The sequence below is a fragment of the Shewanella sp. KT0246 genome (genome assembly GCF_019654955.1).
In the GTDB taxonomy this organism is placed as follows: Bacteria; Pseudomonadota; Gammaproteobacteria; order Enterobacterales; family Shewanellaceae; genus Shewanella; species Shewanella goraebulensis.
In genome coordinates, this window is record NZ_BPEV01000028.1 from 1 (window position 1) to 16,022 (window position 16,022).

The 16,022-nt window shown below is 36.7% G+C and carries 17 protein-coding genes and 3 tRNA genes; 9 read left to right on the forward strand and 11 right to left on the reverse strand.

The genetic code is table 11. The features are described 5' to 3' along the window. Positions 1-392 precede the first annotated feature (392 nt). On the reverse strand, positions 393-983 hold the full coding sequence (gene smrA / locus K5Q58_RS14320; RefSeq protein WP_220754604.1) for a DNA endonuclease SmrA: 591 nt from the start codon (positions 981-983) through the stop codon (positions 393-395). Between the two features lie 132 nt (positions 984-1,115). Here smrA and K5Q58_RS14325 point away from each other — a divergent pair, with 132 nt between their 5' ends. Both K5Q58_RS14325 and K5Q58_RS14330 read left to right on the forward strand, forming a co-directional pair. Next, positions 1,116-1,739, forward strand: a complete 624-nt coding sequence (locus tag K5Q58_RS14325) for a nuclear transport factor 2 family protein (RefSeq protein ID WP_220754605.1) — start codon at positions 1,116-1,118, stop codon at positions 1,737-1,739. Between the two features lie 35 nt (positions 1,740-1,774). Beyond that, on the forward strand, positions 1,775-2,263 hold the full coding sequence (locus K5Q58_RS14330) for a YchJ family protein (RefSeq protein WP_220754606.1): 489 nt from the start codon (positions 1,775-1,777) through the stop codon (positions 2,261-2,263). Between the two features lie 20 nt (positions 2,264-2,283). Here the strand turns inward: K5Q58_RS14330 and K5Q58_RS14335 are convergent, their stop codons facing one another. The 3 genes from K5Q58_RS14335 to K5Q58_RS14345 all read right to left on the reverse strand — a co-directional run bounded on the left by K5Q58_RS14335 (position 2,284) and on the right by K5Q58_RS14345 (position 5,619). Continuing rightward, positions 2,284-4,461: a bifunctional diguanylate cyclase/phosphodiesterase gene (locus K5Q58_RS14335; RefSeq protein ID WP_220754607.1), complete on the reverse strand. Its 2,178-nt coding sequence runs from the start codon at positions 4,459-4,461 to the stop codon at positions 2,284-2,286. A gap of 233 nt (positions 4,462-4,694) precedes the next feature. Then, the gene (locus tag K5Q58_RS14340; RefSeq protein WP_220754608.1) at positions 4,695-4,982 is read right to left on the reverse strand and encodes a DUF406 family protein; all 288 of its coding nucleotides are present in this window, start codon (positions 4,980-4,982) and stop codon (positions 4,695-4,697) included. Positions 4,983-5,115: 133 nt separating this feature from the next. Next, positions 5,116-5,619, reverse strand: a complete 504-nt coding sequence (locus K5Q58_RS14345; protein WP_220754609.1) for a VC2046/SO_2500 family protein — start codon at positions 5,617-5,619, stop codon at positions 5,116-5,118. Between the two features lie 124 nt (positions 5,620-5,743). On the opposite strand from K5Q58_RS14345, the gene K5Q58_RS14350 reads away from it, so the two are divergent. The 4 genes from K5Q58_RS14350 to K5Q58_RS14365 all read left to right on the forward strand — a co-directional run bounded on the left by K5Q58_RS14350 (position 5,744) and on the right by K5Q58_RS14365 (position 7,477). Then, a tRNA-Tyr gene (locus tag K5Q58_RS14350) sits at positions 5,744-5,828 on the forward strand. 30 nt (positions 5,829-5,858) lie between these two features. Next, positions 5,859-5,943: transfer RNA gene (locus K5Q58_RS14355), tRNA-Tyr, on the forward strand. A 74-nt stretch (positions 5,944-6,017) separates the two neighbouring features. Continuing rightward, positions 6,018-6,102, forward strand: a tRNA-Tyr gene (locus K5Q58_RS14360). A 313-nt stretch (positions 6,103-6,415) separates the two neighbouring features. Continuing rightward, complete coding sequence (locus K5Q58_RS14365; RefSeq protein WP_308443243.1) at positions 6,416-7,477, forward strand: PLP-dependent cysteine synthase family protein; 1,062 nt, start codon at positions 6,416-6,418, stop codon at positions 7,475-7,477. Positions 7,478-7,562: 85 nt separating this feature from the next. Here K5Q58_RS14365 and queE read toward each other — a convergent pair whose 3' ends face one another. Further along, the gene (gene queE, locus K5Q58_RS14370; protein WP_220754610.1) at positions 7,563-8,231 is read right to left on the reverse strand and encodes a 7-carboxy-7-deazaguanine synthase QueE; all 669 of its coding nucleotides are present in this window, start codon (positions 8,229-8,231) and stop codon (positions 7,563-7,565) included. Between the two features lie 248 nt (positions 8,232-8,479). Here queE and queC point away from each other — a divergent pair, with 248 nt between their 5' ends. After that, positions 8,480-9,184 (forward strand): 7-cyano-7-deazaguanine synthase QueC, encoded by a 705-nt coding sequence (gene queC / locus K5Q58_RS14375; protein ID WP_374758509.1) that lies wholly within the window; start codon positions 8,480-8,482, stop codon positions 9,182-9,184. 53 nt (positions 9,185-9,237) lie between these two features. Continuing rightward, positions 9,238-9,873 carry a rhombosortase gene (rrtA, locus tag K5Q58_RS14380; RefSeq protein WP_220754612.1) on the forward strand — a complete coding sequence of 212 codons (636 nt, stop codon included), beginning with the start codon at positions 9,238-9,240 and terminating at the stop codon, positions 9,871-9,873. Between the two features lie 62 nt (positions 9,874-9,935). Here the strand turns inward: rrtA and K5Q58_RS14385 are convergent, their stop codons facing one another. From K5Q58_RS14385 to K5Q58_RS14410, 6 genes are all read right to left on the reverse strand, one after another. Beyond that, the gene (locus tag K5Q58_RS14385; protein WP_220754613.1) at positions 9,936-11,291 is read right to left on the reverse strand and encodes a hypothetical protein; all 1,356 of its coding nucleotides are present in this window, start codon (positions 11,289-11,291) and stop codon (positions 9,936-9,938) included. A 36-nt stretch (positions 11,292-11,327) separates the two neighbouring features. Beyond that, positions 11,328-11,801 (reverse strand): SET domain-containing protein-lysine N-methyltransferase, encoded by a 474-nt coding sequence (locus K5Q58_RS14390; protein ID WP_220754614.1) that lies wholly within the window; start codon positions 11,799-11,801, stop codon positions 11,328-11,330. Positions 11,802-12,036: 235 nt separating this feature from the next. Then, positions 12,037-12,516, reverse strand: a complete 480-nt coding sequence (locus tag K5Q58_RS14395) for a GNAT family N-acetyltransferase (protein ID WP_259651349.1) — start codon at positions 12,514-12,516, stop codon at positions 12,037-12,039. A 36-nt stretch (positions 12,517-12,552) separates the two neighbouring features. Further along, a complete protein-coding gene (locus K5Q58_RS14400) occupies positions 12,553-13,134 on the reverse strand; it encodes an FMN-binding negative transcriptional regulator (RefSeq protein ID WP_220754615.1) in 582 nt (193 codons plus the stop codon). A 151-nt stretch (positions 13,135-13,285) separates the two neighbouring features. Next, on the reverse strand, positions 13,286-13,729 hold the full coding sequence (locus tag K5Q58_RS14405; RefSeq protein ID WP_220754616.1) for an NUDIX hydrolase: 444 nt from the start codon (positions 13,727-13,729) through the stop codon (positions 13,286-13,288). 81 nt (positions 13,730-13,810) lie between these two features. Then, positions 13,811-15,190, reverse strand: coding sequence for a Na+/H+ antiporter NhaC family protein (locus tag K5Q58_RS14410; protein WP_220754617.1), 1,380 nt, complete (start codon positions 15,188-15,190; stop codon positions 13,811-13,813). A gap of 282 nt (positions 15,191-15,472) precedes the next feature. On the opposite strand from K5Q58_RS14410, the gene K5Q58_RS14415 reads away from it, so the two are divergent. Then, positions 15,473-15,946, forward strand: a complete 474-nt coding sequence (locus tag K5Q58_RS14415) for an Lrp/AsnC family transcriptional regulator (RefSeq protein ID WP_220754618.1) — start codon at positions 15,473-15,475, stop codon at positions 15,944-15,946. The last annotated feature ends 76 nt before the right edge of the window (positions 15,947-16,022 follow it).

Below are 16,022 nucleotides of genomic sequence, written 5' to 3' on the forward strand. Positions count from 1 at the left end.
ACTGCACACATCAACAAAAAATAAATTCCAATCACTCGCTGGAATTACAACATTTGTAAAAATGATGAACTGTGATAATTGATATTAGATTTTTGTAACATCATCTATTAGTTCGGTTTTCTTGGATGAAAATCAAGGCATCATATGAAAAAAAGTAGTTATATAAAACATCGAAATGAACGTTCAAAACGGCTTAATAACGAAATAAGTCCAAGGGATAATAACTTACCTACTGTCGCAATATTTGTCGTATTAATTCTTGTTCTTGCATATCTATTGATTTAGTAAAATACCCGCAAATCTGGCCTTTTTCACTATCTCAATTTATATCAGCTCTCCTTGATTTGAGGCATTGTTATTTGTGAAACACACTAGATTTTTCATTTATAAGATTATCGAAAGCCACTACCTTTACGGTTGGTTTCGCTTGAAATAACTCTTTGTTGATCATTTTTAACTAACATAACAAACAAAGCGCCTGTTCCACCTTGTTCACGGGTCGCACTATGAAATGCCTGCACTTGCTCTAATTGAACTAACCAAGTATTCACTGCAGATTTCATTAGGGCTGGAAATGGCCGACTTTTAAACCCTTTACCATGAATAATGAGTAAATTGCGCTCACCTCTTTCATAAGCCAATAGAATGGCATTTATCAGTTCTTCACGCGCCTTTGATAATCTATAGGCGCGTAAATCTAAGGTTGTTTTTGATTTATATTTCCCAAGACGTAAATGACGAAACACTTCCTCTTGAACGCCATTTATTTTATAACTAATGATTTCTTCTGGTTCTACTACAGTCATCATGGTTGGATCAATTGTTAACTTTTGTAAGTACTCGTTCTGCGCTGCAGCCGCTCTTCTTGCTAATTGTCCCTCTGTAACAGACTGGTTTTGAATATTAAAATGATTGTCGCTTGCCTTTAATGGCTTTACATCGGCCATTTCTGCTAAAAATAAATCATCATCTTGTTCCTGCATAAACCACTCCTACACACTTTGTAAAGATTCGTTGCTTTTGATACTTGATGGAATAATTTATAGTGTTATCCATATTATGAAGTGCACCTGCATTCATTTAACACGCATTATATTTAAGAGCATTCTATTTGCATGAGCCATATCAAACTATTTTTTATCAGCTTCTTCTCTTTTATGAGCTTTTTCGTATCTGCCGATCAATTATCGGATAATGATGTAATCAATGCTAACTATAAAGTCTTCTCTAGTGGTTTCGAAAATTTAGATCTTGATAGTATTGACACCATTTACGCTGATGATGCTGTTTATATATCAGAAACACTAGATAAAGAGATAGTGACAGGTAAAGACGATATTCTAGCGCTATATAGCGTTTTTTTTAAGAAAATCGCTAAAAAGTCGGCTCATATTGATGTTGATTTTAGAATCATCAATCGTAAACTCACTGAGAAAACCGCTACTGATGTTGGTTATTACCTAGTTCGCTTTCACCCTCGTAAAGAAACAGGTGAACCTACTAGCGTATTTTCAGGAAAGTTCGTTTTAGTATCACGCAAAGTGGGCAAACAACAATGGCAGTTTATTGTTGACTCAAATACCAAGGCTAATCCAGACTTTTATTTCACAGCAAAACCAGTATCCAATCTATATTACGGTCGTCAATTTAATCCAAAGCTTAATCAATTAAACGAATCAGTAAATAGTGTTGAAGTGGAAATTGATGTTCATAATGAAACAGATAGCCATAATCATTAATCACAAAATTAAATCTATAAAACATAAATCGAAAAATGAAAATAGAAGTTCAAAGTCCATGCCCTTGTGGCTTAGCGAAGCAATATCAATATTGCTGCCAACCTTATCACCTAAAAATTCAATCAGCAGACAACGTAGAGTCACTGATGCGCTCGCGTTATTGTGCCTTTGCACTGCATCAGTTTGAGTATTTAATTGAAACCCATCATCCTCAATTTTTAAATGGGCTAACCATCAACTTGCTTGCACAAGGCGCTGATGATACTCAATGGTTAGGTTTAGACGTTGAACAAACTACAGAGAACTATAACGCTCAAACGGGAACTGTCACGTTTAAAGCTTGGTATCTAAATGGCGGCGAGATTGATGCAATATATGAATGTTCGCAATTTCAATATTTAGATGGTAAATGGTACTACACAAATGGAACACAAAAGGTTGCACAATTACCTAAACGAAACGATAAATGTATTTGTCACAGTGGCAAAAAATTTAAAGCCTGTTGCATGAAAAAGATGGCCTAGTGACTTGGTAGATTAATGAATTAATGGACCACTTCATTTTGGTCAAAAATGAACTTTGAAAACTCATTTTCTCGAATAGCTGGACTATACAAATAACCTTGAGCATGGTGACAGCAACTATCTTCTAAGAACACTTCCTGCTCTTTAGTTTCAACTCCTTCTGCAGTTAATGAAATGTTCAGTGCTTTTGCCATGGCGATGATAGCACTGACAATTTCACGACTTTCATGACTTGTCGTTAAATCAGAAATAAACGAGCGATCGATTTTTAATTTACTGATTGGAAATTGCTTTAAATAACGCATAGAACTGTAGCCTGTACCGAAATCGTCAATAGCCAGTCCGACACCTAAATCGGCCAACTCTTGGCATAAACGTGTCGCATGGCGGATATCGCCCATTAATTCAGTTTCAGTAATCTCCAGTATTAAACTTTGCGGCTTTAAACGATAGCGAGTGACTAAATTCCAAACTTGTTCAAACAAATTACCACTGAAAAACTGTCTTGCAGCAACATTAACATGCATAACGATATCAACGTTTTTGTGTTGCCATAAATTAAGTTGTTTACAAGCAGCCTCAAGCACCCAATCGCCAATAGCGTTTATCATCCCAGATTGTTCTGCTATTTCTATAAAAGCACCTGGGTATAGCACGCCTTTTTTAGGGTGGTGCCAACGAATAAGCGCTTCTGCACCAATAAACTTATGGTTTTTTAAATCCATTAATGGCTGATAGTAAAGTTCAAACTGTCTGCCACGAATTGCAGACATTAAATCACGTTCAATATCTGCATTATTTTTGAATGTAGCTAACAAATCATCATTAAAGATTTGATAATTCAACATAGCCTTCTTTTTAGCATACTGCAGAGCAATATCGGCACAAGATAAAGGCGAAAACTGTTGGGCAACAGCGCCAACATCTACAACAGCAATAGCAGCTTTAGGATCCACTTTCTCACGGCCAATGACTGATGGTACTGCCAGTTTTTGATATAATTTAAATACTTGCTCTTCAAGAATATCACTCGAAACTATTTCTGGCAGTAATACTGCAAATTCATCACTACCAACACGTGCCACATCAATAGCAGCATTGCTTTTCGCAAAATGTTTTAAGCGTCTAGCGACTTCAGTGAGTAGTGCATCGCCTTGTTCGTGACCGCTGGTATCATTAAAGCGCTTAAAGCCCATTAAATCGATAAGAAACAAAACACCTGAGGTCGCACGTTCGAGTTGCTGGGTAAAATGAAGTCGATTATGTAATCCAGTTAATGAGCAGTTCCATGCTAAATTTTCTAACTCATTTTTATGGTATCGTTGTTCTGTTACATCAATACAAGACACCAAGGCATAATAATTCCCTTGTTGCGTAACAAACCGGCTTGCTTGATATTGAGCCCAATATTTAGTGCCATCAATTCTTTCTAATTCAGCTTCGCCTTGAACCATATCACCAGCTATAAGTTTTTCAGTTAACTCATTAGCTAACTCTCGTTTACCTCTAAAAAAATCTAAAGTAATCAGTTCATTATCTTGCACAACGTGACGACTTAAACCAGTCATTTTTTCGTGTGCAGGATTAATGTACTCAATGATCTGTGTTTTAAGGTTCACTAACATCAATACATGCTGTGCTTGTTCAGTAGCACTATGAAATAAAGTTAAACGTTCATCATTATCATAGGCATAACGAGTAGCCAATGTCAGTGCAAGCTGATCAGCAAATTGGCAAGCAAATTCAATTGTTGGAATAGATAATTCAACATGACTGTCAAATTCAATACATAACAAACCCTCGATATGACCATTAATTCGAATGGCAACATCGAGATTAGATTGAATACCTGATTGTTGATAATAATCTGAGAAACAGCTGAGTCGTTTGTCAGTAGCAGAGATACTACTAGCGATATGTCGGTAACAACGAATTTCTTCTAAATAACTTTCTGATGTTAAGTGATTATGTCTTAGTTGCTTAATAGCATCACTAACCTCAGTATTGGGAGACAGACAAGCAACAACCTTTTGCTCTAACGCTTCATTGCGTAATGAAATAACAGATACACTAGTAGCATTAAAATATTTTAGTAACAATTTACATGCTAATTCAGAGGTTTGGGTAAAATCCCCTTTCTCTTTAGCCACGGAGTTAACTATCAACTCTAATAAATGTTGTTGCTTACTTTGTTTCATTATTATTCCCAACAAGACTGCTCAGCAATCGGGTTGACCTCGTTCTTTGGAGGTTCTATCGCTCAAAATCAGGGTAAATAAATTTTACCCATTTAAAATGACAGTAAAATACTGCAATAGAAACAAGCAAAATAGCTCATTTCAAAAAAACTTCTGTAACGCAGGTTACACTTACAACGAAAAAATGCAAGATGTAACCATCAAATACACATAATAATCAACGGCTTTACTGTCTAAAGACTATTTTCTAACTGGAATATCATTTTCTCAGCTGTAAATTCGAATTCAAGAAAAATCGTATAATGCTTGTCAGATTTATCAAAGCTTGTTTTCACTGACTCGAAGCGTTGTTGTGCTTTTTGAATAATATTTTGTGTATCAACATCTGCGTTTTCACCTTCTACTTGAAGGATTAAATGCGTATCTTGCTCATCAATCACAGTGCCAATATCCACGAATGAACCGCAGTCGTTGCAACTATCACTAACTTGAACTTCTTGCTTAGTAATTGTTTTAATCATCTTAATCGCCTTTCACTGCTATAAAGCGTCAGCATAACGTAAAAACTGAAAATAATTAATTAGCTAGTTCACACAATTAGTAGAGCATGATATTCAACAATTGTGACAGCCATGTTTTTTATATTTTAAAATATCAAGCAACTGCATGAAGTTGACTTGCTAAGGTTTCACTTATCTTACGCTGAGTGGTTAATTGATCTAAAAAGTGGATTTGATTTATCTCAGTGATTTCAGGTACAGACTGCTTATGTTTAAGTTTGGTTAACTCATCACAGTTGGCCAATACTCTTTGCATGTCATCTTGATACTGACCACGGGTGACTAACGCTTCAGGTCGTAGTGCTTGAGTTAAATGAAATTGCGATGCGCCACCTCGCTGAAACTCTTCTGCATTATTAATTGCTTCTTGTTGTGATAAGTCACAAACCAATTGCTGCTCTTTAGGTAACTCAAATGTTTTGTGCAGTTTTTCATCTATATTGAGTTCTTTATCTAATTGAAATTGAGACATATCACGTGCATCAATAGAAAGCATAGATAAAAGAAGGCCAAATTCACCACGACGATCATGCTCAATCGCATCATTTAAGCGATTGCCAAGTTGTAGTTCATTGACTAAAGGAAACTCAATTTGCATATAAAAACATCATTAAATACTGCGATTGTTATTTTATCGACCACTTGAGCAAATACTTGAGAGTTATTTTCGATTTTGGCTTTACTTATATTTAATTCGTGACTATTATTCTCGCCGCAATTGAGGAGGGGTTCCCGAGTGGCCAAAGGGATCAGACTGTAAATCTGACGGCTCAGCCTTCGAAGGTTCGAATCCTTCTCCCTCCACCATTTGCACCATTGATAAATATACCGTTTCGTGGAGGGGTTCCCGAGTGGCCAAAGGGATCAGACTGTAAATCTGACGGCTCAGCCTTCGAAGGTTCGAATCCTTCTCCCTCCACCATTTATCGGAATGTTTATCATTAAAAAATATATTGTTGTGGCCAACAATATAAGCAGTAAAAAGTAAGAAAATGTGGAGGGGTTCCCGAGTGGCCAAAGGGATCAGACTGTAAATCTGACGGCTCAGCCTTCGAAGGTTCGAATCCTTCTCCCTCCACCACTTCTTATTTTTATTAATGAATTCTTCAATACAAGAAGTCATTAATGATTAACTCCGCTATATCCTTCAATCTTTAGATTTAATCTTCCCCCTATTAAGTATTGCTTATTTTATCTATCCAAATTTTCTAAATCTGTTTATCAAACAATAAATTATCTTTACATACAATTTTCACTGTTCGGTTTTAAGCAAACAATTAATTGTTACCTACTTGTAAATTAATGATTTTTTACATTAATAGAGATTTATGCCTCTTTAAGCAGCTTATAAATAAGACTATGATGATGACCTCTTTTCTAGTTAAGGTTTCATTATGTCCAAGCAATGGGTTAATCAAGCAATCGCCAAAATCGAAGCTGACTTCCAGCGAAGCGCTGACACACATTTAATTAAATTAGACCTTCCTCAGCTTGCAGGCATAGATATTTATCTAAAAGATGAAAGTACGCACCCTACAGGTAGCCTTAAACATCGTTTAGCACGCTCATTGTTTCTATATGCCTTATCTAATGGCTGGGTAAACGAAGAAACAACCATTATAGAAGCTTCATCAGGAAGCACTGCCGTTTCAGAAGCGTATTTTTCTCGTTTATTAGGACTGCCATTTATTGCAGTTATGCCCTCTTCTACTGCTAAAACCAAAATTGAACAAATTGAGTTTTATGGCGGACAATGCCATTTTGTAGACCACAGCTCTAAAATATATGCTGAATCCCAACGTTTAGCGGACCAATTGAACGGTCACTATATGGATCAGTTTACCTTTGCTGAACGCGCAACCGATTGGCGTGGTAACAACAACATTGCTGATTCCATTTTTAATCAAATGAAAAAGGAGCCACATCCGATTCCAGCTTGGATTGTGATGAGCCCTGGTACCGGTGGCACCTCTGCGACTATAGGTCGTTATCTTAATTACCAGCAACTCCCCACTCAATTATGCGTTGTTGACCCTGATAATTCAGTGTTTTTTGATTATTTCCATCAAGGAGACTTATCAATTACTTGTGAGAATGGCAGTAAAATTGAAGGCATTGGCAGACCAAGAGTCGAGCCTTCATTTATAGCAGGTGTGGTTGATGACATGATAAAAATTCCAGATGCTGCGTCATTAGCAACAATGAATTGGCTTGCTTCTTTAATTGGCCGTAAAGTGGGGCCATCTACTGGCACAAACTTATTCGGTGTATTGCAACTTGCTTGCAAAATGAAACAACAAGGTCAGCAAGGTTCTTTAGTGACTTTGTTATGTGATTCAGGTGAACGCTATTTAGATACTTATTATAATGATAGCTGGATTGAAGAGAATATTGGTTCTACAAAACAATATGATGATTTACTGAAAAAATTCAATGATTCAGGTTGTTTGAAATAGCTTGGTAACTTTCTAATAAGTAAAAAAACCGCTATTACAGCGGTTTTTTATTGTCAGTAATTTATAAGCTATTAAAACAAATGCTTTAGTCTATATCGAGATATTTATGTGTTTGAATTGATAAACGCCAATTTCTTGCGATGCAGGTCTTCATCGCAAGTTCAGTCGCCCTTGCTTTTTGGCTGATAGGTTGCAAGCAAATAGTCTTATCATTGATATCAATTGGTTCAAGAAGCATATCAAGCTCATCAATATGTTTTTGAGTTGCAATCGGGTGCTTAATTTCATTTGCACGCACCAAGGCTTGTTCAAGAACGGCATAGCCCCCCTTCATATTAACTTTAGGTGAAACTGTCACCCAAACATCTTCGTGGCAAATCACTTCAAACGTTCCACTTGTTTCAATCTGAATGTCATATCCGGCAGCGATAAAGTCGTTAGTCATTGCTGTAAGATCATATAAACAAGGCTCGCCACCAGTTAACACAATATGTTTTGCAGTGAATCCTTTTGCTTTAAAAGCAGCAATTAAGCTTAAGCCGTCATGTTCAGCCCAACGACCAATAGTGCCATCCACTTGAATAACTTGTTCTTGAACAACATGGTTTTCTGCTAGTACTTCCCAAGTTTGCTTAGTATCACACCAAGAACACCCCACTGGGCAGCCTTGAAGACGAACAAAAATAGCCGGGACACCAGTAAACGTTCCTTCACCTTGAATTGTTTCGAATACTTCGTTTACAGGATAATTCATTGCCTAGCCTTATTGTCAAAATAGCACTTTATCAAAAGCATACTTGTTAAATTAATAGATTTAAATTGAAAGCGCCTCTAACCTAGCTCGCTTCAAGGGCGCATTTATAGATGATTTTCAATTCTGCTGCAAGTTTTTGCTATCAAGACCTGCAATAAGATAAAATATACTAATATTGATAATTATTTGACTCATAACTGTTTAATTTAACAACTCTGAGTGAATACATCCCTCAGCAGCCAACAGTTATGATTTTTACGGTGAAATTAATGTCCAAAGCAATTGTTGTATTTAGTGGTGGCCAAGACTCCACAACTTGTTTAATTCAAGCACTTACTCAGTATGATGAAGTCCATGCTATTACCTTCGATTACGGCCAGCGCCATCGTCAAGAAATTGAAATTGCACAATCATTAGCAAAACAATTAAATATTGCGAGTCATAAAGTCATGGATGTCAGCTTACTTAATGAACTGGCTATTTCATCCCTTACCAGAGACGCAATACCAGTATCCCATGAACTGATGGACAATGGGTTACCAAGTACTTTCGTACCAGGCCGAAACATTTTGTTTTTAACTCTCGCGGGCATCTACGCTTACCAATTAGGTTGCGATGCTATTATCACCGGCGTTTGTGAAACAGACTTTTCTGGTTACCCAGACTGTCGAAATGAGTTCATTAAATCTATAGAGCAATCACTAGTTTTAGGTATGGATAAACCACTTAAAATTGTGACGCCATTAATGTGGCTAAACAAAGCTGAAACATGGGCTTTGGCTGATAAATACCAATCTCTTAAATTAGTCACTGAAGAGACATTAACTTGTTATAACGGAATTAAAGGAAGTGGTTGTGGTGACTGCCCAGCCTGCCATCTCAGGCAACGAGGTTTAGATGATTATCTTGATAATCAGCAAACAATAATGAATGCACTAGAATCAAAAATGTAAATACGCCCATTAACTTGCAAGATTCTTGATAACAAATTAAACGGATTTTATTTATGGCACGAAGTAGCCGAAGCAGTGCAAGTACATATTACTTTGCAATTTTGATTAGCATTGCTTCCTGTGTAATGTTTTTCATGTCGTTGACACCACTAGGTGCTAATAATATCGACAATATTTTAAGTTATCGCTATGACAATATTCAGGCTGGTGAGTACTGGCGGATTATTACAGGTAACCTGCTTCATACTAATTTGTGGCATTTATTAATGAATTTAGCTGGCTTTTGGGTAATTTTATTTCTTCATGAAACGCATTACAAATCCCAAGCCAGCCAATTCATTGCCTTATTCATCAGTTTATGTATTTTGGAAGGACTCGGGCTTTATTGGTTTTTCCCAGAACTAAAAGGTTATGTCGGCCTTAGCGGATTATTGCATGGCCTTTTCACCTTTGGCTCGCTTTTGGATATACGAAAAGGCTACTTTTCTGGTTACCTTCTTTTGCTCGGAGTGTTTGTTAAAGTTGGTTACGAGATGTATTTTGGCGCTAGTGAAAGTGTTAGTGCCATCATCAATGCCAGAGTAGCCACAGAATCCCACTTTATTGGGGTTATCAGTGGATTGCTTTGTGGTCTTGTCTGGATACCTTTGATTAGGTTTATCAAACAGCAGAACAGATCAGCTCAATAGCATGACAATAGTTGTCCTACATATCGTCAATTAAAAAAGGGAGCATTGGCTCCCTTTAAATATTAGTCCTTTTTAACGTAAGCTAGCATCATCAACAACGCCAGCACACCAATCAGACCAATCGGTAACCAAGTGTTAATTTGCAGTACGGTATCCACGCTTGAGCCTGTATGGATGCCCGTTGAATTGATAAATCGTTCTATTTTATTCAGGCCTAAATAGTCACTCCAAATACTGATTAAACCAAGTATCTGAATACAAGAGATAATAAATAAAATCTGATTTTGACGACGATTAGCTTGCTCAGCTTTTCTTGCATAAGCTCGCTCAAGGTAATCTTTAAAAAAACTAACGTAAGTTTTAGCATGCTCAAGGCTGCTTTCAACATTCCACTTACTTTCTATTTTTTGATAAACATCTTCATTGTCAGACTCGATAGCCAGCTTAAAGTTTTCATTATTCATCCGTAACAATTCAATTTTATTAATATATTCATCAATAACATTGCGTTTTGAATTGAGTGTTTTCTTAGAATCATTAGCCAGAATATGACTATTTAACTTATCTAAAACACGGCTATAAAAACTGACATAGTACCAAGTCGATTGAATATGATGTTGAATAGGCGCAAAACGATAATATCGACCAATATCTTTAGTGATGATTGTGTGAAATCGACTAAAGAAAGCATAATGAACACAGTCATTATCAATAATGGTGGTGTTATTACCCTTTACTCTTTCAGCTATTGCATTGCATTTTAAGAACTGCTGTTTAACCGCTTTTTTCTGTGGGCTTTCATCCACAAAAAAAGTGAGATTTCCAGAGTTATTACCAATATAAGCAAGCGGACGTGCGTTTCCACGTAAAGAAATATGGCTGATGCTTTGAATTTTTTTACACACTGCTAAACGCACGGCATTGCCCCACTCGCTTAACTGCGAGTCATCATGCTCTTTGACTAAAAGGTTTCTTAATGTGTTGTAAAAATCTACACCGCCTTCAACTAAATCAGTCGCTAAAATTTCCTCAATTTTTTCATCTGGTATAGCTAAATGCAGTTCTACAACTAGTACAAAATTAAAAAAACGCTGGTCGAAAACCAATTCATATGTGGTATTTTCTAAATCAACATATTCACTTATGTCATGTTGACCATTCACTAAAAATCTTTGTTGTGTTAAATCATTTTTAAGTAATTCATTGGAAATTTTAGTGTCTTGAGCACCGTAGATACTTTTATAGTTTGATAAATCTCGGTGTAATTTATTGAATTGTTGTAACCACTCAATTTTGAAGTCGTTTTTATCAAAAGTACCAATTAATCGGCCTATACGACTCTTTTTACTGATGAGCTGTTCATACTGCTCTGCATCAACCTCAATAGGCTGAACGCACATAACACGTAATTTAGGCATATCTTGTTCTTATTATTGTAGTGATTGACTGTAAGATTATAAAAATTGTTTCTCAGGATTCGTTAGGTAATCATCCGATAATTGTTCTTTTCGATAATCAATCGTTAACTCATCACCGATAGCAATATCACTAAGTGTCACTAACCTCATAGGGTGATATCTAATCTCAGTATTCGGCGTTCTAGAATGGTTAATATAACTGTATTTGGTTCTAAAATTTCTTACCAAAAGCGTTTTATTGTTAAGGTAATTACATTCCATAAAAATATAATTTTTATAAGGTTCAATTTGTTGAGCCATCAAGTTTTCGATTTTTTCATAATCCTCAATCGATACAACTTGACCATCAAATAGATAAAGAATTTGCTCGCTGTTCATTGTGCCAGTGGCAAACAAACCAAAACCATGAAGATCACTTTGTTGAATATCCGTTTTCGCTATCGTGTTTAGTGTTGCTGCTTTTACGAAATCTAAATCCTGAGTTTTATCTACCACTTGAGAAGCTGACATATCGTAACCTGATAAATTATTTAACATGTTTAATAACTAGTTAGCTTACTTTAACGGATCAATTGATGCTTTTAAATATCATTAGTTTAGATGCAGAAAAAATAACCAGCTTTATTGATAACTGACATTAAACTAATTTGATTATGGCTGTTGATTATTGGCTGTTGATTATTGAGAGTTAACTATTAGCAGATGGGAGATAGAGATGTGTTGGTAGCTCTAGCAGTTATAAGAATTAGCCTTTGGTCATGGAATAAATATTAGGCTGCCAAATCTGCATTAGAATTTCTGGATTATCAATAGGTAAAAAACCAAATTGAGCATACAAACCATGTGCATCACTGGTTGCTAGCATCATTCTTCTCAAGCCGGTAGTTTCAGGATGACAGACAATAGTCTCAATTAACCATTTACTTAATCCTTTACCTCTATGCTCATCCACAACAAATACGTCCGCCAAGTAAGCAAATGTCGCCTTATCTGAAATGAGTCTGGCAAATCCTACCTGTTGATTATCTTGTGCTAGCACACTAAAACATAACGAGTTTTTGATTGCTTTTTGCAACACGTTAAGCGGAATGTTTTTTGCCCAATAGGAAGATGCAATAAAATGATGAACAACCTTGATATCAATACACGTTTTGTCAGTGGTAATATTGTAGCCATCTATGGCATTAACATTGTCAGTTTGAAGGTTATTAGCACTTTTCATCATTTCATTACCATTGTATTCCAAAATGTGTCAGTTATTTTATCTATGTCGTTTGGTATAAGCTAACAAGGCTTTATCATCAAATCGTTGAGAAAGTGATAATCCTGTAATAACACCTTGTTGATCGGCATCAGATCTGTGTTGCCCAAGTTTGAGCTTTCCCTCTATTTCAGTGATGGTGATTTTAAAGCCAATAATCGCTTTCGATAACTTATCTTTGTAATCTTCCGGGATAAAACCTTGTTGCTCTGCATCTGAAGCATCTAACGGTGTTAATAAGTTTGATTCGTAAGTTTTGACAGTATCAGTCAATATTTGCAAAGTAGTCTCTTCATCAGTCAAGGTCACTTCACCTTTAATATGAACAGCTGAATAGTTCCAAGTCGGCACCGCAGGATAAGAGTCATACCATGTAGGTGATATATAACCATGTGGGCCTGAAAACACCACCAGTAACGTTTGCATATCCATTGACTTCCAATGGTTATTGGCTTTGGCAAGGTGACCATATAAGGTGCCAAACTCGCCTTCTTCACGTTTTAACAGTAATGGCAAATGAGATGCTGTTAAATCTGTGGTTGTTAACACGGCAAAACTAAATTCATCGATAAAGTCGTGCATCTATTCAACTGATTCAATCGCCAACTTTTTGGGTATATACATTGTGCTTCCTGCTTATGTTTATTGGTTCGACAAAGACGATTTATATTGGATTCCATTCTCTTTGGGCTGTGCTTCAAATTGCTTTTGTCAAAATCTGTGCTTATCAAGCTTAAATGTCGCTAATAGTTCCAAGATAAACCCTCAACCGTTGCTGTAAAGGCAATATCGCTTCTTCACATTGCAGATACTCAGCAATTGGCATCAGTCGCCAATATTGTCCTTCGTCGCCAAATTGAATTGACTCAATTTCTTGTTTATTAGCTTCAGCTACGTAGAAATATGACATACCATCTGCTGTCTGATTAGCTCCACCTTGTTTATATATCAATCTATCTTGAGTTAGCGCAATTGAGAATTCTTCATCTAGCTCTCTTAGTACACATTGCTCAGGACTTTCATTTCCTTCTCGCCCGCCACCAGGGAAGTCCCACAGGTTTGGAAATGGGATTGATGAGATATTGTCTCTGCGATACACCACTAATTGGTCATGAAACAGCAATGCCAATTTACAGCCAGTAAATAATGGTGAACTCGGATTCTGCAGAACTGTCATCCTTGTTATCCTCTAAACAAAAAACCAGTGACAAGCACTGGTTTTGTTTATATATCAATGAAATATGTTAACTCAACATTATCACGCAATAACAATGAATCCTATGAAGGTTATTACTGCTGCGATTAGTGTATAAGGTAACTGTGTTACGGCATGACTTACTAAGTTACATCCAGCACCTTGAGCAGCAAGCACAGTAGAATCACTGTAAAAACAAGCCTGGCTACCAAATGATGACGCAGAGAGCAGCGCACCGATAACTAAAGGAATGTCAGCATTAACAGCTTGAGCCAATGGCATCACAATTGGAATCGACACAGCGAATATGCCCCAACTTGAACCGGTTGCAAAAGCAAGTAGCGCCATGGCGACAAAGACTACAGCTGGTAAAAGAGAAGCAGTCATATAAGGGCTTAAGCTTTCGATCACAAATTGCGGTAGCAGCAGTTGATCGCAAACATCTTTAAAAATAAATGCAGCAATAACAGTGCCGATTGCAGGTAGCATACTTTTAAAACCATCGATCATTTGCTCCATCATTTCTGCGAACGGCATTAACTTTTGTACGGCATAATAAGGAATCGTAACCACCATTGTAGCCAATAAGCCGAGCCATACATCAATATCAAAGTAAACGGTAAACCCCACTAACATGACGATAGGCACTAAAAAGTTGTGCAGCTTACCTTGATGGTCAGCAGTCTTAAATTCATCTTCGATCGCTTTCACAGCGTAATCATTACTGGTTTGAATGTCAGTAGATTCGTCAACGGGTATTCCAATCCCCTGCTTCGCTTTTAACTCAGCTTTTTTCATAGGTCCAAATAGAGGAATAACTCCCATCACCACTAAAGGCACCATAATTACAGCAACCCAAGCGTATAGCATGTACGGTATTGCTGACATATAAACCGAAATAGCTTCGCCCGTACCTGCGATACCGTTATCCACTAGCAAGCCTCCAAAGAACACAGCCCAAGTAGATAAAGGGACAAGTACACAAATAGGTGCTGCAGTTGAATCAACAACGTATGCCAGCATTTCACGGGAAATACGAAACTTATCAGTGACACGTTTCATCGTTTCACCAACGGTTAATGCATTCAGGTAATCGTCGATAAATATCGCGACACCCAATACATAGGTCATCATCAAAGATGACTTAGGTCCTTTAGCGATTTTTAAAGCATTTTTACCAAAAGCAAAAGCGCCACCAGTTCTCACCAGTAGAGCAATCAAAGCGCCAAAAGTACCACACACTAAAATAAGCCAACCAATGGTTTCGTCAGCCATCACTTTTAATGAGATTTCTGAAAAGTTATTCAATGCTTCAGTAGGATCGAGCATTAATAAACCCACAACAGCACCTATCACCAAAGCGAGGATAGGTCTTCTTAATAATATTGCTAATATCAAAACAACCACAGGCGGGATCAAGCTGATCGCAGATGGTTCTGTCATGACGTCTTTCCTTGTTTAAAATAGAGTATGAAAATGGATGTGCAAAATAATGTCGTTATGTCATTGAGTCAACATAAATTAAACATGAACAAGAAATAAAATAAAAATTTTTGACAGATAAATCAACTTTGAATATTTCAAGATGAATCATTTAAAGAATAATCAGTCTCATTAAGCGCAAACATTAGAAACCTGTTAGTTTGGTTACTTTTCAAAATAACAAGATTATAATTCATTCATTGGAAGCAATAGCTCATTGCAAGCAACACTAAAAGGTCTCGCATGAACGAACTGACACTAGATAAAATCGATTTTGCGATTCTTACACACTTACAAGAACACGGCCGATTATCAAATCAAGAACTGGCTTTAAAAGTTGGATTATCCCCTTCACCTTGTTCTCGTCGGGTTAAAGCTTTAGAAGATGCCGGGTATATTGCAGGTTATTCAACTTTACTCAACCCTGAGCACTTTAATTTAGCATTAACTGTTTATATCCAGGTTCGCTTAGAAAAGCATACCAGTGTAATTTTAGAAGCATTTGAGGCCGATATTACGCGCTATGAGGAAGTGCAAGAATGCAGTTTAATCACAGGCAGTGAGGCTGATTACCATCTTAAAGTGCTGGTTAAAGATATGCAGGATTACAAGCTATTCTTACTCGACAAACTGACAACTAACTCGCATATCGCTGGGGTTCACTCAAGTTTTGTACTTAAGAAAGTCAAAAGTAGCACTGCGATACCACTAGGTTAAATGTGCACTTGATCAAACTTTACTATTCAAGGTTTTAAAATATAAGATTGCGCAAACCGTTCACATGGTTACTCTT